We start from the raw sequence: 22,049 nt of genomic DNA on the forward strand, positions 1-22,049 counted from the left end.
GCGCAAACATCCCCTTTCCCAGCCCCCCTGGCTAAACGGAGTCCGATGAACGCCCTCAGCCGCCCCTCCTTGCGACCTGAGAGGCCGCACGCTGTCATCATCGGGGCCGGGCCCGGCGGCCTCGCCTCCGCCATGCTCCTCGCCGCCCGGGGGCTTCGCGTCACGGTGCTGGAGAAGGACCGCGTCGTCGGCGGCCGCAGCCGGACGCTCGAGACGGCCGAGGGCTACCGCTTCGACCTCGGCCCCACCTTCTTCCTCTACCCCCGCATCCTCGGCGAGATCTTCGCGGAATGCGGCACGAAGCTGGAGGAGGAGGTGGAGCTCATCCGCCTCGACCCGCAGTACCGGCTCGTCTTCGAGGCGGCGGCGGGGAACGTCACCGTGGACGCGACGCCCGACCTTGCCCGGATGGAGCGGGAGATCGCCAAGATCGACCCGCGGGACGCGGCGGGGGTGCGCCCCTTCATGGAGGAGAACCGCCGCAAGCTCGCGGCCTTCCGCCCCGTGCTGGAGCGCGCCTTCACCAAGGCGACCGACCTGATGGCGCCGGACATGCTGCGCGCGCTGCCGTTGCTCAAGCCCGGCCGCTCCGTCGACCAGGACCTGCGCCGGCACTTCCGCGACCCGCGCACGCGCCTCGCCTTCTCCTTCCAGTCGAAGTACCTGGGGATGAGCCCGTTCCGCTGCCCCAGCCTCTTCACCATCCTCTCCTTCCTCGAGTACGAGCACGGCGTGTTCCACCCGCGCGGCGGCTGCGGCACGGTGGCGACCGCCATGGCGCGGGTCGCGGCCGACCTCGGCGTCGAGTTCCGGCTGGGCACCTCGGCCGAGCGCATCACCTTCGACGGCGACCGCGCGACGGGCGTCGAGGCGGGAGGCGCTCATATCCCCGCCGACTCCGTGGTGCTGAACGGCGACTTCGCCCATGCCATGCCGCGCCTCGTGCCCGACGCCATCCGGCGGAAGTGGTCGGACAAGCGGATCGAGCGCGCGCGCTACTCCTGCTCCACCTTCATGCTCTACCTCGGCGTGGAGGGGGAGTTCCCGGGCCTCTCGCACCACTCGATCCTTCTCTCGGAAGGCTACCAGCGGAACATCCAGGACATCGAGGAAGGCATCATCCCGGAGACGCCCTCGCTCTACCTGCAGAACCCGAGCGCGACCGACGCGACCATGGCGCCGCCGGGGCACTCGAGCCTCTACGTCCTCGTCCCCGTGCCGAACCTGACGCACGGGCACGAGTGGACCGAGGCGGACACGGCGCGCTACCGCAAGCTGGCGCTCGACCGCCTGCGGGGCCTGGGCGTGCCCGATATCGAGGCGCGCATCCGCTACGAGCGCATCGTGACCCCCCGCGACTGGCGGGACGACTATGCCGTGGGTTATGGCGCGACCTTCAACCTCGCGCATGATCTCCGCCAGATGCTGACCTTCCGGCCCGGCAACCGGTTCGGCGACACGAAGGGGCTCTACCTCGTCGGCGGCGGCACGCATCCGGGCTCCGGGCTTCCCGTCATCTACGAGGGCGCGCGGATCAGCGCCGACCTCCTGCTGCGCGACCTCGGCCGCGCGCCCGTCTCCACGAGGATCTGACCATGGCAAAGGTTGCCGTCATCGGCGGGGGCCTGGGCGGCCTGGCCGCCGCCTGCGTGGCCCAGGCCCGCGGGCACCAGGTGACGCTGTTCGACAAGAACGAGTGGCTGGGCGGCAAGGCCGCCGTGCTGCACCTCGACGCGCCGGCCACGCCCGCCGGGCGCAACGGCGGCAGCTTCCGCTTCGACATGGGGCCGACCATCCTGACGGTGCCGCGCGTGCTGCGCCGCATCTTCGCGGAAGCGGGCCGCGACCAGGCGCGCGACCTGCCGCTGATCCGCCTCGACCCGCAGTGGCGCTGCTTCTTCGAGGACGGCACGCGGATCGACCTCTCCGAGAACGTCGACGAGATGGCGGCGAAGATGGACGCCTTCGCGCCCGGCAACGGCGAGGGCTACCGCGCCTTCCAGCGCGAGTCCGAGAACCTGCACCGCATCTCCGAGGGCTTCTTCTTCTGGAAGTCCGTCGAGGACCTGACGGACACGATGGACTTCCGGTCAAACATGCAGGCCGACACGCTCAAGGACGTGATGGCGCTGCGGATGGGCAAGACGGTGGCCAAGGTCATCCGCGGGCACGTGCCGGACGCGCGGCTGGCGCAGATGCTGGACCACTACACGCAGTATGTCGGCTCCTCGCCCTACCTCGCGCCCGCGGTCATCTGCGGCATCGGCGACATGCAGGCGAGCGAGGGGATCTGGTACCCGGTCGGCGGCACGCGCGCGGTCGCGGAGGGGCTGGCGAAGCTCGCGGAATCGCTCGGCGCGGAGCTGCGGCCCGCGACGGAGGTGACGGGGCTCGACCTCCGCGACAACGGCACGCGGGTGGCCGGCGTGGTCGCCAAGGGGGAGACGATCCCCTTCGACGCCGTGATCTCGAACATGGACGCGATCCGCACCTACAAGGAGCTGGTCGGCGGCAAGACGGGGCGCAAGTACGAGAAGAAGGGCTTCAAGCCGGCCTGCTCGGGCGTCGTGCTCTATCTCGGGCTGAACAAGCGCTACGAGCATCTCGGCCACCACGACTTCGTCTTCTCGCGCGACGCGGAGGAGGAGTTCGACGCCATCTACAAGAAGGGCATCCCCGCGCCCGACCCCACCGCCTACCTCGCGGCGCCGTCCGGCACGGATCCCTCCGTCGCGCCCGATGGCGGGGAGGCGCTCTACGTCCTCGTGCACACGCCGCATCTCCGCCCCGGGCAGGACTGGTCGAAGATGCTGCCGGAGTACCGGCAGGTGATCCTCGACAAGCTGAAGCGCACGGCCGGCATGGAGGACATCGAGGAGCGCATCGTGGTGGAGCGGGCGCTGACGCCGCAGGACATCCACGAGCGCTACAAGGTGCTCGACGGCGCCATCTACGGCCTCGCCTCGCACGGGGCCTTCCTCGGCGCCTTCAAGCCGGGCAACCGCTCGCGCCGGGTGAAGGGGCTCTACCTCGCGGGCGGGGCGGCGCATCCGGGCCCGGGGATGCCGATGGTGATGATGTCGGGCTGGATCGCGGCCGACGCGCTCGACCAGGACATGGGCGGGCCCGGCATGTCGCCGGAGGCCCGGCGCGCCGGGACGCGGGACGCGCTGCTCGCGCGGATGGAGGCCTCGATGGCCCCGGCGGCGGAATAGGGGATGCCTGGGCCGTCCCCCGTCACGCTGCGGGACGCGCGGCTCTTCGCCTTCTTCCACGTCGTCTTCTCCCGCCACTTCCGGCGCGGCATGGGGGCGCTGCGGGTGCCGGCCTGGGGCCTCCCGCAGGAGCACCGCGGGCGGCCGCTGATCGTGCTGGCGAACCACCCCTCCTGGTGGGACGGGGTGGCCTTCATGCTCCTCTCGGCCCGGCTGTTCCCGTCGCGCCATGTCTTCATCCCCATGGCGGCGGAGGCGCTGCGCAAGTACCGCTTCATGCGGCGCCTCGGCGTCTTCGGGATCGAGCCGGGGGCGCGCGGGGCGGCGGCCTTCCTCCGCACGGCGACCGAGGTGCTGGCCGCGCCGCGCGCGATGCTCTGGATGAACGTGCCCGGGCGGTTCCAGGACGTGCGGGAGCGGCCGGTGGCCATCGTGCCCGGGGTGACGCGGCTGGCCGAGATCGCGCCCGGCGCCATCGTCCTGCCGCTGGCGCTCGACTACGTCTTCTGGACCGAGAGCCGGCCGGAGATGCTGGCCGCCTTCGGCCCGCCCATCGAGGCGGCGGCGCTGCTGGCGCTGGACCGCGACGCGCGGGAGGAGGCGCTGCGGGAGGCGCTGACGGCCACGATGGACCGGCTGGCCGAGGAGGCGATCACGCGCGACGCCGCCCGCTTCGAGGTGGTGGCCGAGGGCGCGGAGGGCATGGGGGGCCTCTACGACCTCTGGCGCCGCGCCCGCGCCCTGGCCCGTGGGCAGCGCTTCGACCCCCGGCATGTGCGCGACGCCAAATCCGGCTAGACTGCGCGGCGTGACGCCAGAAGAAGCCAGTCGGGGGGATGCGCGGTGATCGACGTCCTCTCCCTCCTCATCGCGACCTTTCCCGCGAGCATGACGGCCGCGAACCTCGTCCTGCTCGGCCGCGCGGCGGGGGCGCCCGCGCCCGGGGCACTCGTCTCGGTTCTTATTCCCGCGCGCGACGAGGCCGCGAACATCGGCGCCTGCCTGGACGCCGCGCTGGCCAGCGCCGGGGTGCCGATCGAGGTGCTGGTGATGGACGACGGCTCCACCGACGGCACCGCGCGGATCGTCGAGGCACGGGCCGCGGCCGACCCGCGGCTGCGCCTCCTCCAGGCGCCGCCGCTGCCGCCGGGCTGGACGGGCAAGGTGCACGCCTGCGCCCGCCTGGCCGAGGCCGCGCGGGGCACGCATTTCCTCTTCATCGACGCCGACGTGCGCCTGGCGCCCGACGCCGCGGCGCGCATGGCGGGGCACGCGGCGGCGAACGGCCTCGCCCTCGTCTCCGGCGTGCCGCGCCAGCGGATCGGCAGCCTCGGTGAGGGGGTCACGGTGCCCGCCATCAACCTCATGATGCTCGGCTACCTTCCCGGCGCCGGGCGGGCCTTCACCAACCATCCCGCCATGGCCGCGGCCTGCGGGCAGCTCCTGATGGCGGAGCGCGGCGCCTACGAGGCCGTGGGCGGGCACGCCGCCTTCCCGCGGCGGCTGCACGACGCGCTGGCGCTGTCGCGCAACCTCCGCGAGGCCGGGCACCGGACCGAGGTGGTGGACGGCAGCCCGCTCGCCGATTGCCGGATGTATTCGGGCTTCGCCGAGGCCTGGGCCGGCTTCGCCAAGAACGCGCGGGAGGGCATGGCGACGCCGCTCGGCCTGCCGGTCTGGACGGTGCTGCTGGGCGCGCCGCACCTGCTGCCCTGGCTGCTGCTGCCGAGCCCCTGGGCGATCGCCGCCCTGATCCTCTCCTTCCTCACCCGCGCCGCCATCACGCTCCGCGTGCGCGAACCGCTCTGGACCATTCCCTTGCATCCCGTGACCGTCGCCGTGGCCCTGGCCATCCAGTGGACCGCCCTCATCCGCTCCGCCCTCGGCCGCCCCGCGGGGTGGAAGGGCCGCGCCTACCAGCCCGTGGACGTCCCGTGAGCGGCGACGTCGTGGAGGCGGGCGTCGCCGCGGGCGCGCCGACGCGCGGGCCGGATTCCGAGAACTTCCCCGTTGCCTCGCGCCTGCTGGCGCCGGCGGTGCGGGGGCGGGTTCTGGCCTTCTACCGGGTCGTGCGCCTGTCGGACGACATCGCGGACAGCCCGGACCTCGACCCCGCGGAGAAGCTGCGGCGCCTGGACGCGATCGACGCCGCGCTGGACGGGGCTCCGGGCGTGCCCGAGGCGGCGGCGCTGCGCGCGAGCGGCGCGGGGGTGGAGGAGGCGCGGGCCATGCTGACCGCCTTCCGCCGCGACGCCCGCAACGAGGGCTGCGAGGACTGGGCGGCGCTGGTGGACTACTGCGCGCATTCCGCCGTGCCCGTGGGCCGCATCCTGCTCCGCCTGCACGGCGAGGATGCCGGGCCGGTGCCGGCGGCGGACGCGCTCTGCACCGCGCTGCAGGTGCTGAACCACCTGCAGGACATGGGCGAGGACCGCGACGCCATCGGCCGGATCTACCTGCCCCGCACCTGGATGGACGAGGTGGGCGGGGAGAGGGCGGTCTTCACCGAGGCCGCGCCGCGCCGCGCGCTGCTGGACGCGCTGCTCGACCGCTGCGAGGCGCTGCTGGACGTGGCCTCCGCCCTGCCGCATCGGCTCCGCAGCCGCCGCCTGGCGCTGGAATCGGCGACGACCATCGGCTGCGCCCGCCGCCTGCTGGCGCGGCTGCGCGCGGCGGACCCGATGGCCGGGCGCGTGGCGCTGAGCAAGGCCGACACGCTGGCGGCGCTGCTGGCCTCGCCGCGCCCGGCCTCGGACGCGGCGGTCGTGCGGGCGGCGGTGGCGCGGGCGGGGTCCTCCTTCTCGCGCGGCATGGCCTCGCTGCGGGGGGAGCGGCGGCGGGCGCTCTACGCCGTCTACGCCTTCTGCCGCGCGGTGGACGACATCGCCGACGGCGCCGCGCCCTTCGGGGAGAAGCGCGGCTTCCTGGCCGAGTGGCGCGCGAAGCTGGACGCGCCGGACTGCGCCCTCTCGCGCGAGCTGGCCTGGGCGCGGGCGCGCTTCGGGCTGCCGCGCGAGGAGTGCGTCGCCATGATCGAGGGCATGGAGACCGACGCCGCGCCGCGGCTGCGCCTGCCGGACGAGGCGGCGCTGGAGCTCTACTGCCGGCGCGTGGCGGGCAGCGTCGGCGCCATGTCGGTGCGCATCTTCGGCGCGCCGGAGGCGGTGGAGTTCGGGCTCGCGCTCGGCCGCACGCTGCAGCTCGTGAACATCCTCCGCGACATCGACGAGGACGCGGCGCGGGACCGGGTCTACATCCCCCTCTCCTGGCTCGGCCCGGACGCGGAGCCGGCGGCGCTGCTGGAGCGCCCCGACCTGCACGAGGCCTGCCACCGGCTGCTGGGACGCGCGGAGGCGGGCTTCGCGGCGGCGGAGGCGGAGCTGGCGCGCGCCGGGGCCGGCGCGGGGCCGCTCCGCCCGGCGCGGGTGATGATGTGGGCCTACCGACGCATCCTGGACCGGCTCATCGCCCGCGGCTTCCACCCGCCGCGCCTCCGCCCGCGCCTGGGCACGGCCGAGCGCGCGCGGCTGGCGGCCATGGCGCTCGGCTGGGGGTAGGGCGGGGCCGTCAGGCGGCCTCGCGCAGGGCGGCGCGGATGGCGGCGGCCATGGCCTCGGATTGCTCGGCGCCGGAGACGATCACCTGCCGGCCGAGGACGACGGCCGGCACGCCCCCGAGCCCCGCGGCGCGGGCGGCGTCCTCCGCCACCTCCGCCGCGCCCTCGTCGCCCGCCAGCATCGCGGCGGCGCGGCCGGGGGGCAGGCCGGCCGCGTCCCCGATCGCCGCCAGCACCGCGGGGTCGCCGATGTCGCGGCCCTCCGCGAAGTAGGCGGCAAAGACGGCCTCGGCCACGGCGTCGGCCAGGGCCGGCCCGCCCTCCCGCGCGGCGAGGCGGATCAGGCGGTGGCTGTCGAGGGAGTTCGGCGTGCGCTCGATCCGCTCGAAGTCGAAGGGCAGGCCGTCCTTCGCCCCCTCCGCCGCCAGGCGCGCGTCCAGCGCGCGGCCGCGCTCCACGCTGCCGAACTTGCGGGCGCGGTACTCGGCGCGCGGCATGCCGCCCGGGGGCATGGCGGGGTTGAGCTGGAAGGGGTGCCACTGGCGCGCGAGGCGGGCGCCCTCGCCGGCCAGGACCGCCAGCGCCGCGTCCAACCGGCGCTTGCCGACCCAGCACCAGGGGCAGACCGTGTCCACCACGACGAGCAGCGTCGTCCCCTCTTCCGGCATGGCGCGGCCCTTCCTTTCCCGGTGCCCGGGGATGCAACCACGCGGCGCGCGCGGCGGCCACGGGGCCGGTTTCACCGCTTGGCGAGCCGCGGGCCCGCTTCACCGGTTCTTGAGAGAAAGCTCCCCCTTATTGCCGCGTTGTGGCTGCGGACGGATTTTCGGGTGGAACGACGTGTGGCGTAACGGATTGATCCTCGCCGGGCTCCTGGCGCTGGGCGGGTGCTGGGAGGAGGCCCCGCCGAAGGGCCAGGCCGCCGCGGCGCCGCGCGGGGGCGACGTGGTGGCGCAGGTGAAGGTGGCGGCGGAGGAGCGCGTGCGGGCGGTGGCGCGCGAGGCCGACACGCTCCGCTTCCGCGCCGTCGAGGCGCATCGCCAGGCCATGCCCGACACCTACGCCGTCTGCGGGCAGGCGAACGTCTCGGGCGGGGCCGTGTTCATCCCCTTCGTCTCCGTGGTGAAGACCGCGGGCGGGGTGACGGAGGTGGAGCAGCACATCGGCCGCACGAACATCGAGGCGACGCGCGTCTACGTGGAGCTCGTCAGCCGCTGCTTCGACGGCGGCGGGCCGGTGCAGCGGGCGGGCGGGGGCACGGTGTCCTCGCCGACGCCGCCGCTGCCCAACGGGCTGCCGATCCTCGAGCAGGTGGGCGAGGGACCGGCCCCTGCCACGGCCCCGGCCGTGGCCCCGCCGGGCCCGACCGCCTCGGCGCCGGCCGTGCCGGTGCAGCCGAGCGGCGGCACGCTCGTCATGCGGCAGAACGGCAACCTCCGGGCCTCGCCCGGCGGGGGCGGGGCGGTGCTGCGGGTGGCGCGCCCGGGCGCCGTGCTGACGATCTTCGGCACCGCGCCGGGCGGCTGGTACCAGGTGGGCGAGGGCGCGCCCGAGGGCTGGATCCATGGCAGCGTGGCGACCGTGCAGCCCTACGGGCCGGAAGGGGCGGCGCGGCGCCCGCTCCCGCTCGGATCCTTCGCCTCGACGCAGTAGCGGGCGCCCTTCGGGGCCATCGCCCGCCCGGGGGGCGGGGTGCCGCGGGGTGACCCTCCGCGGCCCGGGGCGCCGGCCGGGAGGCCCCTCCGGCGGCGTTTCGAAACCGGGTTAGGGGTTGCTTAGGGTCGCCGCCGGATGATGCCGACCGAGCATCTCCGGGGCCACGACCTTGCGAAACCGTCTCCCGATCCTGTCGGCCGGCCTGGCCGCCCTGCTGGCCCTGTCGGCGCTGCCGGCCCGGGCGGCCGACGTGCTGCGGGTCGGCGGGACGGGTGGGGCCACGGCCCTGCTGGCGCATCTGGGCAAGCCCTTCACCCGGCAGACCGGCATCGTCGTCGAGGTGATCCCGAGCCTGGGCAGCGGCGGGGGCATCGCCGCCACCGCGGACGGCGTGCTCGACCTTGCCGTCTCCGGCCGCCCCCTCTCCGCCGCCGAGAAGGCGCGCGGCCTGGTCCAGGCGGCCGCGGTGCGCACCCCTTACGTGCTCGCCACCTCCCACCGCGCACCGCCCGCCATGACCGAGTCGGAGGTCGTCGGCGCCTATGCGTCGGAGACGGCGAGCTGGCCGGACGGGTCGCCGATCAAGCTCGTCCTGCGGCCGCGCGCGGAGAGCGACAACCAGGTGCTGGCGGCCCTCTTCCCCGGCATGGGCGCGGCGCTGGACGGGGCGCGCCGGCGGCCCGAGCTGCCGGTCGCGGCCACGGACCAGGACAACGCCGACGCGGCCGAGGGCCTGAGGGGTTCGCTCATCGGCACGACCTACACCCAGGTCGTCATGGAGGAGCGCAACCTCCGCATGATCGCGATTGGCGGAGTCGCGCCCTCGATCGAGTCCTTCGAGAGCGGGGCCTACCGCCACACGAAGGTGTTCCACGTCATCCACGCGCAGCGGCCGGGGGGCGTGGCCGAGCGGTTCGTGCGGTTCCTGCGGAGCGAGGAGGGCGTGCGCGCGCTGCGCGAGGCCGGCTGCCTGCCGGCCGCCGACTAGGCCCCGCCCGTGCGCCTGCCCCATATCCGGAACCTCGTCAGCGGGATCGGCCTGCTCGTCGCCCTGGTGACGGCGCTCGCGGTGCCGGTGGGGTACTTCGCGGTCCGCTCCTCCGACGCCGCCGCGGCGCTCGGCTTCAAGGCAAGCCTGAGCGCGGGCCGCGCCGCGAAGTACATCTTCACCTACGAGCGCCTGTGGCAGTACCAGCAGGTGCGCCTGGCCGAGATGATCGAGCTGCCCGACGAGCGGGGCGAGCGGGTGCGCCAGCGCATCGTCGATCTCACGGGAAAGGTGGTCCTGCAGGAGGCGGGCGACCTGCCGTTCCCGGTGCAGATGGTCCGGCAGCCGATCGTGGTCCGCGGCGAGACCGTCGCCTGGCTGGAGGCGGAGACGACCCAGCGCCCCCTGCTGGTCAGCACGGGCCTCGTGGCCGTGGTCAGCTCCGTCCTGGGCCTGCTGGCCTGGCTGACGGTGCGCCTGCTGCCGCTCCGCGTGCTGGACCAGACCCTGCTCAGGCTGTCCACCGAGAGCGCGCGCTTCCAGGCCGCGCTCGACAACATGACGCAGGGGCTGTGCCTGTTCGACGCCCGGCACCGGCTGGTGGTGCACAACCGGCGCTTCGTCGCGATGTTCGGCGCGCCCGCCGCGGGCGCGGCCGCGTCCGGGCTGCTGCCGGGCCACCACCTGGGCCGGCTGTTCGTGCCGCCCGACCCGCAGCGGCCCGACGAGCAGGACGGCGGCACGCACGAGCTGGCGGACGGGCGCGTGATCCAGATCTCGCGTCAGGCCGTCGCTGGCGAGGGCTGGGTCGCCACCTTCGAGGACGTTACGGAGCGCAAGCGGTCCGGCGAGCGGCTGTCGCACATGGCGCGGCACGATGCGCTCACCGGCCTGCCCAACCGCGTGCTGTTCCGCGAGCACATGGAGCGCGTCCTGCCGCGCCTGCGCCGCGGGGAACCTCTGGCCGTGCTCTGCCTCGACCTGGACGGCTTCAAGGGGGTGAACGACACGCTCGGCCACCCCGCGGGGGACGAGCTGCTCCGCGCCGTCTCCCGGCGCCTGCGCGACAGCACGCGCGAGACCGACCTCGTCGCGCGGCTCGGGGGCGACGAGTTCGCCATCGTCCAGGTGGGGGCGGAGCAGCCGCAGAGCGCGGCGGCGCTGGCCGATCGCCTGGTGGAGGCGCTGCGGGAGCCCTTCGACCTGCAGGGCCAATGGGTCGAGATCGGCACCAGCATCGGCGTCGTGCTGGCCGACGAGGGGATGGGCACGGCGGACGAGCTGCTGCGGAACGGCGACATCGCCCTCTACCGCGCCAAGGCCGCGGGGCGGGGGACGTGGCGCCTCTTCGAGCCGGAGATGGACACCGAGATCCAGAAGCGGCGGCAGGCGGAGATCGACCTGCGCCGCGCCATCGCGGAGGAGCAGTTCGAGGTCCATTACCAGCCGCTGATCGAGGCGCGCGGGGGGGTGCTGACGGGCTTCGAGGCGTTGCTGCGCTGGCACCACCCCGAGCGCGGGATGATCTCGCCGGCCGAGTTCATCCCGCTCGCGGAGGAGATCGGCCTCATCCGGGCCATCGGCGCCTGGGTCCTGCGCAAGGCCTGCGCCGACGCGGCCGGATGGCCCGGGCACGTCCGGATCGCGATCAACCTCTCGCCCGTGCAGTTCGTCAACGGCCACCTGGTGCAGGAGGTCGAGCAGGCGCTGGCCTCGGCCGGGCTGGCGGCGAGCCGCCTCGAGCTGGAGATCACGGAGTCCGTGCTGCTGCAGGACAACGACGCGACGCTCGGCGTGCTGCACCGGCTGCACGACCTCGGCGTCCGCATCTCCATGGACGACTTCGGCACCGGCTATTCCAGCCTCAGCTACCTGCGCCGCTTCCCCTTCGACAAGATCAAGATCGACCAGAGCTTCGTGCGCAACCTCGGCGGGGAGAAGGGCAGCATCGAGATCATCCGCGCGGTGGTGGGGCTGGGGAAGGCGCTGGGCATGAACGTCCTCGCCGAAGGGGTGGAGACGGCGGAGCAGCGCGGCATCCTGGAGGTCGAGGGATGCGACGAGCTGCAGGGCTACCTGTTCAGCCAGCCCCGGCCGGTGCGGGACGTGCCGGCCATCATCGCGGCCCATCCCATGGCAAGGGACGCGGCGGCGCGCGGCCCCCTGCTGGTCGTCGACAACGCCGGGGAAGGGCGGGCCGAGGCGGCACCGTCCGGCGGGGCGGCGGCTCGCGCGTGACGCGCTTCGCCCCGGAATGGTCCCCCCTGCCGGATTCGAACCGGCACACCCCTGCGGGTGAGCGATTTTAAGTCGCCTGCGTCTACCGTTCCGCCAAGGGGGGCCGCCGCATCATAGCGCGCCCAGCCGGTCCGTCACGCCGCCGGGCGGGCCGCCACGCGCGCGGCGCCCCCGGCGCCGGAGACCGCCTCGATCAGCATCCGCTCCGTCAGGATCTGCGGCAGCACCACGGGGGCGCCGCCGCCCGCGGGGTAGAGGAGGTAGAGCGGCACCCCGTCGCGCCCGCTCTCCCGCAGGAGGGCGGAGATGGCGGGGTCGCCGCGGGTCCAGTCCCCGGTCAGCAGGGCCACGCCCTCCCGCGCGAAGGCGGCGCGGGTGGCGGCGGTGTCGAGGGCCACGCGCTCGTTCACGCGGCAGGTGATGCACCAGGCCGCCGTCAGGTTCACGAAGACCGGGCGGCCCTCCGCCCGCAGCGCCGCGACGCGCGCGGCGGACCAGGCCTCGCCGCCCGCCTCGGCCACGGGCGGCGCCCCGCGCGAGACCTGGGGAAGGAGGGCGAGCGCCGCCAGCAGCGCCAGCGCCGCCGCGCCGCGCCCGACCCGTGCCCCCTTGGCCGAGGCCGCCTGAGCGGCGCCGAGGGCCCAGGCCGCGAAGCCCACCAGCACGGCACCGGCCAGCACCCAGGCGGCGCCCTCCGGCCCCGCCTGCACCATGACCACCCAGGCGAGCCAGGCCGCCGCCGCGTACATCGGGAAGGCGAGGACGCCGCGCAGCCGCTCCATCCAGGCGCCGGGGCGGGGCAGGAGGCGGGCGAGGCTGGGGAAGGCCGCGAGCAGCGCGTGGGGCGCGGCCATGCCGAGGCCCATGGCGCCGAAGACGGCCAGCGACGCGGCCGGCGGCAGGGCCAGCGCCGCGCCCAGGGCCGCGGCCATGAAGGGGGCCGTGCAGGGCGTCGCCACCACCACGGCCAGCGCGCCGGCGCCGAAGCTGCCCGTCCGCCCGCCGCCGGAGGGGCCGCCCACCGCGAAGACGCCGGACAGGTTCAGCCCCACCGCCAGCATCAGCCAGGCGAGGCCGGCGACGAAGGCGGGCGCCGTGAACTGGAAGCCCCAGCCCGCCGCCGAGCCCGCCAGCCGCGCGGCCACGAGGGCGCCGCCGATGGCGAGGAAGGCCGCGACCACGCCCGCCACATAGGCCAGCGCCTCCGCCCGCACCGCCGCGCGCGGGGCGCCGGAGAGGCGCGCGAGGCCCATCGCCTTCATCGCCAGCACGGGGAAGACGCAGGGCATGAGGTTGAGGATGAGCCCGCCGAGCGCGGCCCAGAACACCACCCGCAGGAGGCCCGCGCCGGCCTCCGGCACCGGGCCGGGCGCGGCGGAGACCGTGTAGGCGCTACGCACCCCGGCCGCGTCGGTGAGGGCGACCACGCCCGAGACCGCCGCCGGCACCGCCGCCGCCCCGCGCTTGAGCGAGAGCACGAGCGCGCCGTCCCGCAGCGAGAGAGGCTGGGGGGCGGCGTTGTCGATCAGGCCGGGCTCGTCGGGGAAGAAGAAGGCGTTGCGCACCGAGGCCGGGGCGAGGCCGGGGCCGGAGAGCTCGACGGCGCCGCGCCCGCCGTCGAAGCCCGCGCGGACCGCGAAGGGGGAGGGGCGGGGCAGGGCGCCCTCGGCGGCGCGGAAGAGGCTCGCTGCCGCCGGGTCAGGCCGCGGCGCGGCCTCCACGGGCAGGTCGAGGCGGAAGGAGCCCTCCTCGGGGATGCAGAGGTCGGCGCAGACGAGCCAGCGCGCGGTGCCCTCGATCGTGAGGAGGCGCCCGGGCGCGATGCCCTCGGGCGGGGTGACCGTGAGAGGGAAGACGGCCTCGCCGAGGTAGCCGAAGTTCACCAGCGGACCGTAGGGAATGCGGGTGGGCGCGGGGAAGGCCAGGGGGCCGGCCGTGCCGCCGTCGGGCAGGGAGAGCTCGAGCGAGGGCGCCTCCCCGGCGTCGCCCGGGTTGGTCCAGTAGGTGTGCCAGCCCGGCGCCAGCACCTGGCGCAGCGCGAGGCGGAAGGGCTGGCCGGGCGCGACCGCCGCCGCCTCGGTCACCAGCGTCACGCGCGCGCGGGGGGAGGCCACGGCGGCGCTCTCGGCCGCGCGGGCGGCGCCGGGCAGCAGCAGGGCCGCCAGCAGCAGGAGGAGGGCGCGCATCAGCACGGCATAGGGCCGATGCGGCGCCCGCCGCAACGCCCGGCGCGGACCGGGCGGGGCATCAGCCGCTCGCCGCGTCCAGCGCCGCGATGTCCTCGGGCGGCAGGGCGAGGTGCACGGCGCGGACGAGGCTCTCGAGCTGCGGCCGGCTCGTCGCGCTCGCGATGGGGGCGGTCACGCCCTCCCGCGCGATGACCCAGGCGAGGGCTACCTCGGCCGGCTTGGCGCCGCGGCGCCCGGCCACCTCGTCCAGCGCGGCGAGGATCCGCATGCCCCGGTCGTTGAGGTACTTCTCCACCCGCCCGCCGCGGGCGCGACCCTCGATATCGGCCTTCGAGCGGTACTTTCCGGAGAGGAAGCCGGAAGCCAGGCTGAAGTAGGTGATCACGCCGATCCCCTCGCGGATCGCGAGGTCGCGGAGCGGGCCGTCGAAGCCCGCGCGGTCGTAGAGGTTGTACTGCGGCTGCAGGCTCTCGTAGCGGGGCAGGCCCTTCGCGCGCGCGGTCTCCAGCGCCTGCGAGAGCTGGGCCGCGTCGAAGTTCGAGCAGCCGATGGCGCGGACCTTGCCGGCCTGGATCAGCGCCTCGTAGGCCCGCAGCGTCTCCTCCTGCGGCGTGGCCGCGTCGAAGGCGTGGGACTGGTAAAGGTCGATGCGGTCCGTGCCGAGGCGGCGGAGCGAATCCTCCACCGCGCGCTCGATCCAGCGGGGCGAGAGGCCCTTGCGGTCTTCCCCCATGTCCATGCCGACCTTGGTGAGGAGGAGGACCTTCTCGCGCTTGCCGGGGTTAGCGCGCAGCCAGCGGCCGATGATCGCCTCGGACTCGCCGCCTTGGTGGCCCGGCGCCCAGCGGGAATAGACGTCCGCCGTGTCGATGGCGTTCAGCCCGGCGTCCACGAAGCCGTCCAGCAGGGAGAAGCTGGTCGCCTCATCCGCGGTCCAGCCGAAGACGTTGCCGCCGAAGACGAGGGGGGCGATCTCCAGGCCGGTCCGGCCGAGCGCGCGCAACTGCATGGGATGGTCCTTCGTGGTGCAGGCCCCAAGGTGGGCGGCGGGCCCCGCCCTGCCCAGGGGCGATGGGGTGGCGGGGCGGCGTTTGACAAGCCGTGCCGCTCCGCCGAGACCGCGGGCACGATGCAGCTTCCCGAACTTCCCGTCGCCGAGGCCCTTCCCGCCCTGCTCGCGGCGCTGCGGGCGGGCTCCAACGCCGTGCTCGTCGCCCCGCCCGGCGCGGGCAAGACGACCATCGTGCCGCTCACCCTGCTGGACGAGCCCTGGGCCACCGGGAAGATCCTCGTGCTCGAGCCCCGGCGCGTCGCGGCGCGGGCGGCGGCGCGGCGCATGGCGGAGCTGGCGGGGGAGGGGGCGCCGGGCGGCCTGGTCGGGCTCTCCACGCGCCTCGACCGCGCGGTGTCCGACCGCACGCGGATCGAGGTGGTGACGGAGGGGCTGCTCGTGCGGCGCCTGCAATCGGACCCGGATCTCGCGGGCGTCTCGGCCGTGCTGTTCGACGAGGCGCACGAGCGGCACATCGACACCGATCTCGGCCTCGCGCTCTGCCTCGACATGCAGCGGGCGCTGCGGCCGGAGATCCGGCTGGTCGCGATGTCCGCCACGCTCGACGCCGCGGGCTTCGGGGCGCTGCTCGACGCGCCGCTGATCGAGAGCGCGGGGCGGGCCTTCCCGGTCGTTGTCCACCACCGCCCGCGCGACATCAAGGAACCGCGCGACCTGCCCGAGGCCATGGCGGGCGCCATCCGCGAGGCGCTGCGGGCGCACCCGGGAGACGTCCTCGCCTTCCTGCCGGGCTGGGGCGAGATCCGGCGCACGGCCGAGCGGCTGTCCGGCATCGAGGCGGAGGTGCTGCCGCTGCACGGCGAGATGCCGCCGGCCGAGCAGGACCGGGCGCTGAACCCCTCCGCGCGCCGGAAGGTGGTGCTGGCGACCTCCATCGCCGAGACCTCGCTGACCGTGCCGGGGGTGCGGATCGTCGTCGACGGCGGCTTCCGGCGCGCGCCGCGGCTGGACGCGGCCACGGGGCTGACCCGGCTGGCCACCGTCCGCATCTCCCGCGCCGCCGCCGAGCAGCGGGCGGGTCGCGCGGGGCGGACCGAGCCGGGCGTCGCCATCCGCCTCTGGACGGAGGCGCTGCACCGCGGCCTGCCGATCGCGAACCGGCCGGAGATGCTGGAGGCGGAGCTCTCGGGCCTCGCCCTCGACTGCGCGGCCTGGGGCGCCGATCCCCGCGCGCTGTCCTTCCTCGACCCCCCGCCCGAGGGGGCGCTGGCGGCGGCGCGCGCCCTGCTGCACGACCTCGACGCGCTGGACGGGGAGGGGCGGATCACCGCGACCGGGCGGCGCATGGCCCGCCTCGGCGCCCATCCCCGGCTCGCCCGCGTGATGGTGGAGACCCGCACGCCCGGCGAGGGCGCGCTGGCCGCGGACCTCGCCGCGCTGCTGGAGGAGCGCGACCCCATCCGCAACCGCGAGGCGCCGACCGACCTGCACCTGCGGCTCGACCTGCTGCGCGGGGGCGACCACCCGGAGGCCGACCGCGGCGCCGTCCAGCGCATCCGCCGCACCGCGCAGCTTCATCGGCGCCGCCTCTCCGTGCCCGAGCGGACGGAGCCGGAGGGCGATCCCGCGGCGCTGCTGGCGGCGGGCTTCCCGGACCGCATCGCGGCGCGGCGGGGCACGATGGAGGGGGCCTACCGCCTCGCCTCCGGCCAGGGGGCACGGCTGGCCGCGACCGACCCGCTGCGCAAGTCCGCGCTGCTGGCCGTCGCGGCGCTCGAGCTGCAGGGAACGGAGTCCCGCATCCGCATGGCGGCGCCGCTCGACCGCGCGGTGCTGGAGGCGCGCTTCCCCGAGCGCTTCGTGCGCGAGGAGGTGACGGAGTTCGACGCGCGGGCGAACGCCGTCGTCGCCCGCCGGCGGCTGCGCTTCGGGCCGCTGGTGCTGGAGGAGGCGACGCTTCCCCACGCCGACCCCGCCCTCGTCGCGGGGGCGCTGGCCCGCGCCGCGGCGTCGCGCGGCTTCCGCGACCTCGACTGGACGAAGGCGGCGGTGGCGCTCCGCGCGCGCCTGCGCTGGGCCCGCGCGACGGAGGGCGCGCCCTGGCCGGAGGTGTCCGACGCGGCGCTGGCCGCGACGGCCGAGGAATGGCTGGCGCCGCACCTGCACGGGAAGTCCCGCCTGGCGGAGCTGCGCGGGCTGGACGCGGCGGCGGTGCTGCAATCCTTGGTGCCCTGGGAGCTGCGCCGGCGGCTGGACGCCGAGCTGCCGCCCCGGGTGGATCTGCCGGAGGGCCGCAGCGCCGCCATCGACTACGACCGCGAGGTGCCGGCGATCGAGGCGCGGGCGCAGCACCTCTTCGGCCTCGCCGCCGCGCCGCGGCTGATGGGCGGGCGCGTGCCGCTGCAGGTCTCGCTCCTCTCGCCGGCCGGGCGGCCCATCGCGGTCACCTCGGACCTGCCGGGTTTCTGGCGGGGCGGCTGGGCGGAGGTGCGGCGGGAGATGCGGGGGCGCTACCCGCGCCACGCCTGGCCGGAGGATCCCTCCGCGGGCGGGTGAGGCGCCTCGCGAGACCTTGAACACCCCCTTATCCTTCCCCCTCTATGGGAAGACCGTCCCCGCCGACTCGCCGGAGAGCCGATAGACCGCATGCCCGAGCCCACCACCACGTTCCCCGCGCCGCCGGCGATTCACTCCTCGCGCCTCGCCCGCCGCGGCGCCCTGCTCGGGCTCGCCGCCCTGGCGGCCGCGCCCGGCTGCACGCCGCTGGACGCGCGGGCCCAGTCCGTCCCCGCCACTCCGCGCATGACCGTGCTGCCGGACTTCGCCGACCTCGCCCAGGCCGTGCTGCCGGCGGTGGTGAACATCGCGGTGACGGGGGAGCAGACGACCCAGATCCCGCCGGAGCTGCGCGGCACGCCCTTCGAGCGCTACTTCCGGGAGCGGCGCGGGCGCCAGCAAGTGCAGGGCGCGGGCTCGGGCTTCGTCATCGACCCCTCCGGCTTCGTGGTGACGAACAACCACGTCGTCGGCTCGGCGGCGCGCGTCGTCGTCTCGCTGCAGGACGGAACGGAGCACCCGGCGCGCGTGGTGGGCACGGACGAGCTGACGGACCTCGCCCTGCTGCGCATCGAGACGCGGGCGCCGCTGACGGCCGTGCCCTGGGGCAGCTCGCCCGTGCGGGTCGGGCAGTGGGTGATGGCCGCCGGCAATCCCTTCGGCCTCGGCGGCACGGTCACCACGGGCATCGTCTCGGCCCGCGGGCGCGAGATCGGCGCGGGGCCCTTCGACGACTTCATCCAGACCGACGCCGCCATCAACCCCGGCAATTCCGGCGGGCCGCTGTTCAACACGGCCGGCGAGGTGATCGGCATCAACACCGCCATCTACTCCCCATCCGGCGCCAGCGCGGGCATCGGCTTCGCGACGCCGTCCGACCTCGCGCGCGGGGTGATCGACCAGCTCCGGCGGGACGGGCGGGTGGAGCGCGGCTGGCTCGGCGTCGCCGTGCAGGACGTGAACCCGGACGCGCCGCGGGGCCGGCGCGGCGTGCAGATCCAGGGGGTGGAGCGCAACTCCCCCGCCGCTCGGGCCGGGCTGCGGGCAGGCGACCTCGTCACGGGGCTGAACGGGGAGCGGATCGAGAGCTCCCGCGCCCTCATCCGCAGCATCGCGGGCGTGGCCCCCGGGCAGAGCGTGCGGCTGACGCTGACGCGCGAGGGGCGCGGGCAGGACGTGAACGTGCAGGTCGGGCGGCGCCCGCCGGGGACCGCGGCGGCGGTCCAGCCGCAGTAGGGCGGGGCGGGGCCGATGCCCCGGTGCTGGACAGTCCTGCCGCGGTCTTCCAAGAAAGGCGGGAATCTCCGGCGGGAAGCCGTCCCGGGCCGATCACGCCCGGGATAGAACAAGGACCACCATGCGTATCCTCCTCGTCGAGGACGACCCCGAGGTCGCCCGCTTCGTCCGCCGCGGCCTGACCGAGGCCGGCCACGCCGTCGAGCACCGCGACAACGGGCGCGACGGCCTCTTCGCCGCCGCCGGCGAGCCCTTCGACCTGCTGGTGATCGACCGCATGCTGCCGGGGGGCGTCGACGGGCTGCGCCTGGTGGAGACGCTGCGGGGGCAGGAGAACCGCACCCCCGTGCTGTTCCTGACGGCCCTTTCCTCGGTCGACGAGCGGGTGCGCGGGCTGAAGGCGGGGGGCGACGACTACCTCACCAAGCCCTTCGCCTTCGCCGAGCTCCTCGCCCGCGTGGAGGCGCTGGGGCGGCGCCCCGCCGCCGAGGTGCCGGCGACGCGGCTTCGGGTGGCGGACCTGGAGCTGGACCTGCTGTCGCGCTCCGTCACGCGGGGCGGCAAGCGGATCGACGTGCAGCCCCGCGAGTTCCGGCTGCTCGAGCACCTGATGCGCCACGCGGGGCAGGTGGTGACGCGCACGATGCTGCTCGAGAAGGTTTGGGACTACCACTTCGACCCACAGACGAACGTCATCGACGTGCACGTCTCGCGGCTGCGCCAGAAGCTCGACCGCGGCTTTGACAAGCCGCTCATCCACACCATCCGCAACGCCGGCTACATGATCCGGGCGGAGGACGCCGCCTAAGGGGCGCGCGGCCGTGGTCGCCGGGCAGATCCGCCGCGCTCCCGTCCCCCGCCTGGTGGACAGCGCGGGGTTCCGCTTCGCGGTCTTCTTCGCCGTCATGTTCCTCCTCGGCGGCGTCGCCTTCGCGGGCATCGTCTGGTGGAACACGGCGGGCGGGCTGGACCGGCAGACGGACGCGGCCATCCGCGCCGACGTCGCGGCCCTCGTGCAGCGCTTCCGCCAGGCCGGGCGCGAGGGGGTGGAGGAGGCGATCGCCTTCCGCCTGCTGCGCGACGGCGACGCGCAGGACCTCTACCGCCTGACTGATTCCACGGGCCGCCAGATCGCGGGCAACCTCGACGCGACGCCGGACGAGCTCGACGGGCCGCCGCCGGAGGGGGAGCCGCTGCGCTGGCTGCGCGCGCCGCTGGTGCGGGAGGGCTCGCTGACGGAGGCGCGGCTCTACCGCGCGGACCTGCCCAACGGGGACCGGCTGATCGTCGGGCGCGACGTGGAGGAGCGGCTGCGGCTGCGCGAGCTGCTCGGGCGGGGCCTCGGCTGGGCGGCCAGCGCCTCCTGCCTCATCGCCCTCATCGGCGCGCTGCTGCTGCGGCGGGCGCTGCAGTCCCGCCTCCGCCCGGCCGCCGAGACGGTGACGTCCATCGCCCAGGGCGACCTCACCCAGCGCGTGCCGCTCTCGGGCCGCGAGGACGAGTTCGACCGGCTGGGGCGGGCGCTGAACGCCATGCTGGACCGCATCGGCACGCTGATGGCCGGCGTCCGCGGCGTGTCCGACGCCATCGCGCACGACCTGCGCACCCCCGTGGCGCGGGCGCGCGGGCGCCTGGAGGAGGCGCTGGACGGCGATGCCGAGACGATGCGGCGCGCCATCGAGACGGGGCTGGCCGACCTCGACGGGATGACGCGGATCTTCCAGGCGGTGCTGCGCATCACGGAGGCCGAGGCGGGGGCGCGGCGCGCGGCCTTCGCCGCCCTCGACCTCACGCCGCTGCTGGCCGACGCCGCCGAGCTCTACGAGGTGCTCGCCGAGGCGCGCGGGGCGGCGCTGGCGGCCGAGCTGCCGGAGGCGCTGCCGATGACGGGCGACCGCGACCTGCTGCTCCAGGCGGTCGCCAACCTCCTCGACAACGCCGTGAAGTTCTCCCCGGCCGGAAGCACCATCCGGCTCCTGGCGGGCGTGTCGGAGGGGTCTCTCCGGATCACCGTGGCGGACGAGGGGCCGGGGCTCTCCCCGGCGGACCGGGCGCGGGCCGGGGAGCGGTTCTTCCGGGCCGACAGCGCGCGGGCGACGCCGGGCTACGGGCTCGGCCTCTCGCTCGTCCGCGCGGTGGCGGGGCTGCACGGGGGGGAGCTGGTGCTGGAGGACACCCATCCGGGCGCGGTGCCGCCGGGCCTCTCGGCCACCCTCGTCCTGCCGGCCGACGTCGCGCCCGCGGCCGAGGCCTGAGGGGGTGGGGAAGCGCAACCCGTCCCTTTCCGCGGCGCTGGCCGGGGCGGCCGCGCTCTGCGCCGTCATCGGCCTCGCGCGCTTCGGCTACGTGCCCCTCTTCCCCGCCCTCGTCGCTGCCGGCTGGGTGGGGGGCGGGGAGGCGGGGGCGCTGGGGGCGGTGAACTTCACGGGCTACCTCGCGGGCGCGCTGATCGGGCCGCGGGTGGGGGCGCGGCTCGGCACGCGGCGGGCGCTGGACGCGGGGATGGGGCTGGCGGCGCTGTCCTTCCTCGCCTGCGCGCTGCATCTCGGCTTCCCCTGGCTGGCCCTCTGGCGCGCGGCGGCGGGGCTGGCGGGGGGCGTCACCATGGCGCTGATCGGCCCCGCGGTGCAGGCGGTGACCGAGCCCTCCCGCCGCGGGCGCGCGGGCGGGCTGGTGCTCGGCGGGGTGGGCTCGGGGGTGATGCTGGCCTCCCTCCTCGTGCCCGTGCTGGTGGGCGCCGGGGGGCTCGCGGCGACCTGGGCGGGGCTCGGCCTCGCGGTCGCGGCGCTCTGGGCCTTCGCGCATCCGCGCTGGCCGGACCCGCCGGCCCTGCCGCGGCCCGTCGCCGGGGAGGCCCCGGTGGCGGCGCCGGCGGGGGTGGGGATGCTCGTCCTCGCCTATACCCTCTCGGCGGCCGGCATGGCGGCGCCGATGGTCTATCTCGGCGACCTCGCCGCGCGGGGGCACGGGCTCGGCGTGGCGGCGGCCGGGCTGGTCTGGGGGCTCTTCGGCCTCGGCGCCCTCGGCGGGACGCTCGCCGGCGGGCTCGCGACCGATCGGCTGGGGCCGCGGGCCATGCCGCTCTGGCTGGGGGTGCAGGTCGCGGCGCTCGCCGCGGCGCTGCTGCCGCACCCGGCGGCGGTGCCGCTGGCCTCGCTCCTCTCGGGCTTCTCGGGGGTCGGGATCTCCGCGGTCGCCCTGGCGCGGCTCCGCTCCATGACGGGGCCGGCGACGCCGCGGCACTGGTCGCGCGCGACGGCGCTCTACGCGGGCGCGCAGGCCGCCACGGGCTACGGCCTGGCCTGGCTCTTCGCCCTCGCCGGCGACGCCCACGCGCCGGTCTTCCTGGCGGGGCTGCTGCTCAGCCTCGCCGGGCTGCTCGTCGCGCTCCGGCGGGGGTGAG

The 22,049-nt window shown here is 75.8% G+C and carries 16 protein-coding genes and 1 tRNA gene; 13 read left to right on the plus strand and 4 right to left on the minus strand.

Annotation, left to right across the window (positions count from 1 at the left end; translation table 11 throughout):
• Positions 1 to 45: 45 nt before the first annotated feature.
• The 5 genes from EAH89_RS02430 to EAH89_RS02450 are packed head-to-tail and all read left to right on the plus strand — an operon-like array spanning position 46 to position 6,772.
• Positions 46 to 1,593 carry a phytoene desaturase family protein gene (locus EAH89_RS02430; RefSeq protein WP_140881196.1) on the plus strand — a complete coding sequence of 516 codons (1,548 nt, stop codon included), beginning with the start codon at positions 46 to 48 and terminating at the stop codon, positions 1,591 to 1,593.
• 2 nt (positions 1,594 to 1,595) lie between these two features.
• Complete coding sequence (locus EAH89_RS02435) at positions 1,596 to 3,215, plus strand: phytoene desaturase family protein (RefSeq protein WP_140881197.1); 1,620 nt, start codon at positions 1,596 to 1,598, stop codon at positions 3,213 to 3,215.
• 3 nt (positions 3,216 to 3,218) lie between these two features.
• The gene (locus EAH89_RS02440) at positions 3,219 to 4,013 is read left to right on the plus strand and encodes a lysophospholipid acyltransferase family protein (RefSeq protein ID WP_140881198.1); all 795 of its coding nucleotides are present in this window, start codon (positions 3,219 to 3,221) and stop codon (positions 4,011 to 4,013) included.
• Positions 4,014 to 4,058: 45 nt separating this feature from the next.
• Positions 4,059 to 5,153 carry a glycosyltransferase gene (locus EAH89_RS02445; RefSeq protein WP_241666824.1) on the plus strand — a complete coding sequence of 365 codons (1,095 nt, stop codon included), beginning with the start codon at positions 4,059 to 4,061 and terminating at the stop codon, positions 5,151 to 5,153.
• Complete coding sequence (locus EAH89_RS02450; protein WP_161993455.1) at positions 5,150 to 6,772, plus strand: squalene/phytoene synthase family protein; 1,623 nt, start codon at positions 5,150 to 5,152, stop codon at positions 6,770 to 6,772. The genes EAH89_RS02445 and EAH89_RS02450 overlap by 4 nt, the downstream gene beginning before the upstream one ends.
• Before the next feature lie 10 nt (positions 6,773 to 6,782).
• Here the strand turns inward: EAH89_RS02450 and EAH89_RS02455 are convergent, their stop codons facing one another.
• The gene (locus EAH89_RS02455) at positions 6,783 to 7,439 is read right to left on the minus strand and encodes a DsbA family oxidoreductase (protein ID WP_140881200.1); all 657 of its coding nucleotides are present in this window, start codon (positions 7,437 to 7,439) and stop codon (positions 6,783 to 6,785) included.
• A 172-nt stretch (positions 7,440 to 7,611) separates the two neighbouring features.
• On the opposite strand from EAH89_RS02455, the gene EAH89_RS02460 reads away from it, so the two are divergent.
• From EAH89_RS02460 to EAH89_RS02470, 3 genes are all read left to right on the plus strand, one after another.
• Positions 7,612 to 8,424 carry an SH3 domain-containing protein gene (locus EAH89_RS02460; protein WP_140881201.1) on the plus strand — a complete coding sequence of 271 codons (813 nt, stop codon included), beginning with the start codon at positions 7,612 to 7,614 and terminating at the stop codon, positions 8,422 to 8,424.
• Between the two features lie 172 nt (positions 8,425 to 8,596).
• The gene (locus EAH89_RS02465; RefSeq protein ID WP_140881202.1) at positions 8,597 to 9,415 is read left to right on the plus strand and encodes a PstS family phosphate ABC transporter substrate-binding protein; all 819 of its coding nucleotides are present in this window, start codon (positions 8,597 to 8,599) and stop codon (positions 9,413 to 9,415) included.
• A gap of 9 nt (positions 9,416 to 9,424) precedes the next feature.
• Positions 9,425 to 11,653, plus strand: a complete 2,229-nt coding sequence (locus EAH89_RS02470; RefSeq protein ID WP_206667430.1) for a putative bifunctional diguanylate cyclase/phosphodiesterase — start codon at positions 9,425 to 9,427, stop codon at positions 11,651 to 11,653.
• 17 nt (positions 11,654 to 11,670) lie between these two features.
• Here EAH89_RS02470 and EAH89_RS02475 read toward each other — a convergent pair.
• The 3 genes from EAH89_RS02475 to EAH89_RS02485 all read right to left on the minus strand — a co-directional run bounded on the left by EAH89_RS02475 (position 11,671) and on the right by EAH89_RS02485 (position 14,851).
• A tRNA-Leu gene (locus EAH89_RS02475) sits at positions 11,671 to 11,756 on the minus strand.
• A gap of 31 nt (positions 11,757 to 11,787) precedes the next feature.
• Positions 11,788 to 13,839 (minus strand): protein-disulfide reductase DsbD family protein, encoded by a 2,052-nt coding sequence (locus tag EAH89_RS02480; protein ID WP_140881203.1) that lies wholly within the window; start codon positions 13,837 to 13,839, stop codon positions 11,788 to 11,790.
• Positions 13,840 to 13,900: 61 nt separating this feature from the next.
• Positions 13,901 to 14,851 carry an aldo/keto reductase gene (locus tag EAH89_RS02485; RefSeq protein WP_140881204.1) on the minus strand — a complete coding sequence of 317 codons (951 nt, stop codon included), beginning with the start codon at positions 14,849 to 14,851 and terminating at the stop codon, positions 13,901 to 13,903.
• 120 nt (positions 14,852 to 14,971) lie between these two features.
• On the opposite strand from EAH89_RS02485, the gene hrpB reads away from it, so the two are divergent.
• The 5 genes from hrpB (at position 14,972) to EAH89_RS02510 (ending at position 22,048) form a co-directional block, all read left to right on the plus strand.
• Positions 14,972 to 17,410, plus strand: a complete 2,439-nt coding sequence (gene hrpB / locus EAH89_RS02490) for an ATP-dependent helicase HrpB (protein ID WP_140881205.1) — start codon at positions 14,972 to 14,974, stop codon at positions 17,408 to 17,410.
• A 90-nt stretch (positions 17,411 to 17,500) separates the two neighbouring features.
• On the plus strand, positions 17,501 to 18,646 hold the full coding sequence (locus tag EAH89_RS02495) for a trypsin-like peptidase domain-containing protein (protein WP_140881206.1): 1,146 nt from the start codon (positions 17,501 to 17,503) through the stop codon (positions 18,644 to 18,646).
• Between the two features lie 121 nt (positions 18,647 to 18,767).
• A complete protein-coding gene (locus EAH89_RS02500; protein ID WP_140881207.1) occupies positions 18,768 to 19,454 on the plus strand; it encodes a winged helix-turn-helix domain-containing protein in 687 nt (228 codons plus the stop codon).
• 13 nt (positions 19,455 to 19,467) lie between these two features.
• Positions 19,468 to 20,901, plus strand: coding sequence for a sensor histidine kinase (locus tag EAH89_RS02505; RefSeq protein WP_241666825.1), 1,434 nt, complete (start codon positions 19,468 to 19,470; stop codon positions 20,899 to 20,901).
• 4 nt (positions 20,902 to 20,905) lie between these two features.
• Positions 20,906 to 22,048 (plus strand): YbfB/YjiJ family MFS transporter, encoded by a 1,143-nt coding sequence (locus EAH89_RS02510; RefSeq protein ID WP_161993456.1) that lies wholly within the window; start codon positions 20,906 to 20,908, stop codon positions 22,046 to 22,048.
• Position 22,049: the final 1 nt, after the last annotated feature.

The sequence above is a fragment of the Muricoccus nepalensis genome (assembly GCF_006438825.1).
Classification (GTDB): Bacteria; Pseudomonadota; Alphaproteobacteria; order Acetobacterales; family Acetobacteraceae; genus Roseomonas; species Roseomonas nepalensis.

Bases quoted from the DNA above. Each gene is read 5' to 3' on its own strand.
- EAH89_RS02430 (WP_140881196.1), top strand. From the start codon at position 46: ATGAACGCCCTCAGCCGCCCCTCCTTGCGACCTGAGAGGCCGCACGCT.
- EAH89_RS02435 (WP_140881197.1), top strand. From the start codon at position 1,596: ATGGCAAAGGTTGCCGTCATCGGCGGGGGCCTGGGCGGCCTGGCCGCC.
- EAH89_RS02440 (WP_140881198.1), top strand. From the start codon at position 3,219: ATGCCTGGGCCGTCCCCCGTCACGCTGCGGGACGCGCGGCTCTTCGCC.
- EAH89_RS02455 (WP_140881200.1), bottom strand. From the start codon at position 7,439: ATGCCGGAAGAGGGGACGACGCTGCTCGTCGTGGTGGACACGGTCTGC.
- EAH89_RS02480 (WP_140881203.1), bottom strand. From the start codon at position 13,839: ATGCGCGCCCTCCTCCTGCTGCTGGCGGCCCTGCTGCTGCCCGGCGCC.
- EAH89_RS02485 (WP_140881204.1), bottom strand. From the start codon at position 14,851: ATGCAGTTGCGCGCGCTCGGCCGGACCGGCCTGGAGATCGCCCCCCTC.
- hrpB (WP_140881205.1), top strand. From the start codon at position 14,972: ATGCAGCTTCCCGAACTTCCCGTCGCCGAGGCCCTTCCCGCCCTGCTC.
- EAH89_RS02495 (WP_140881206.1), top strand. From the start codon at position 17,501: ATGCCCGAGCCCACCACCACGTTCCCCGCGCCGCCGGCGATTCACTCC.
- EAH89_RS02500 (WP_140881207.1), top strand. From the start codon at position 18,768: ATGCGTATCCTCCTCGTCGAGGACGACCCCGAGGTCGCCCGCTTCGTC.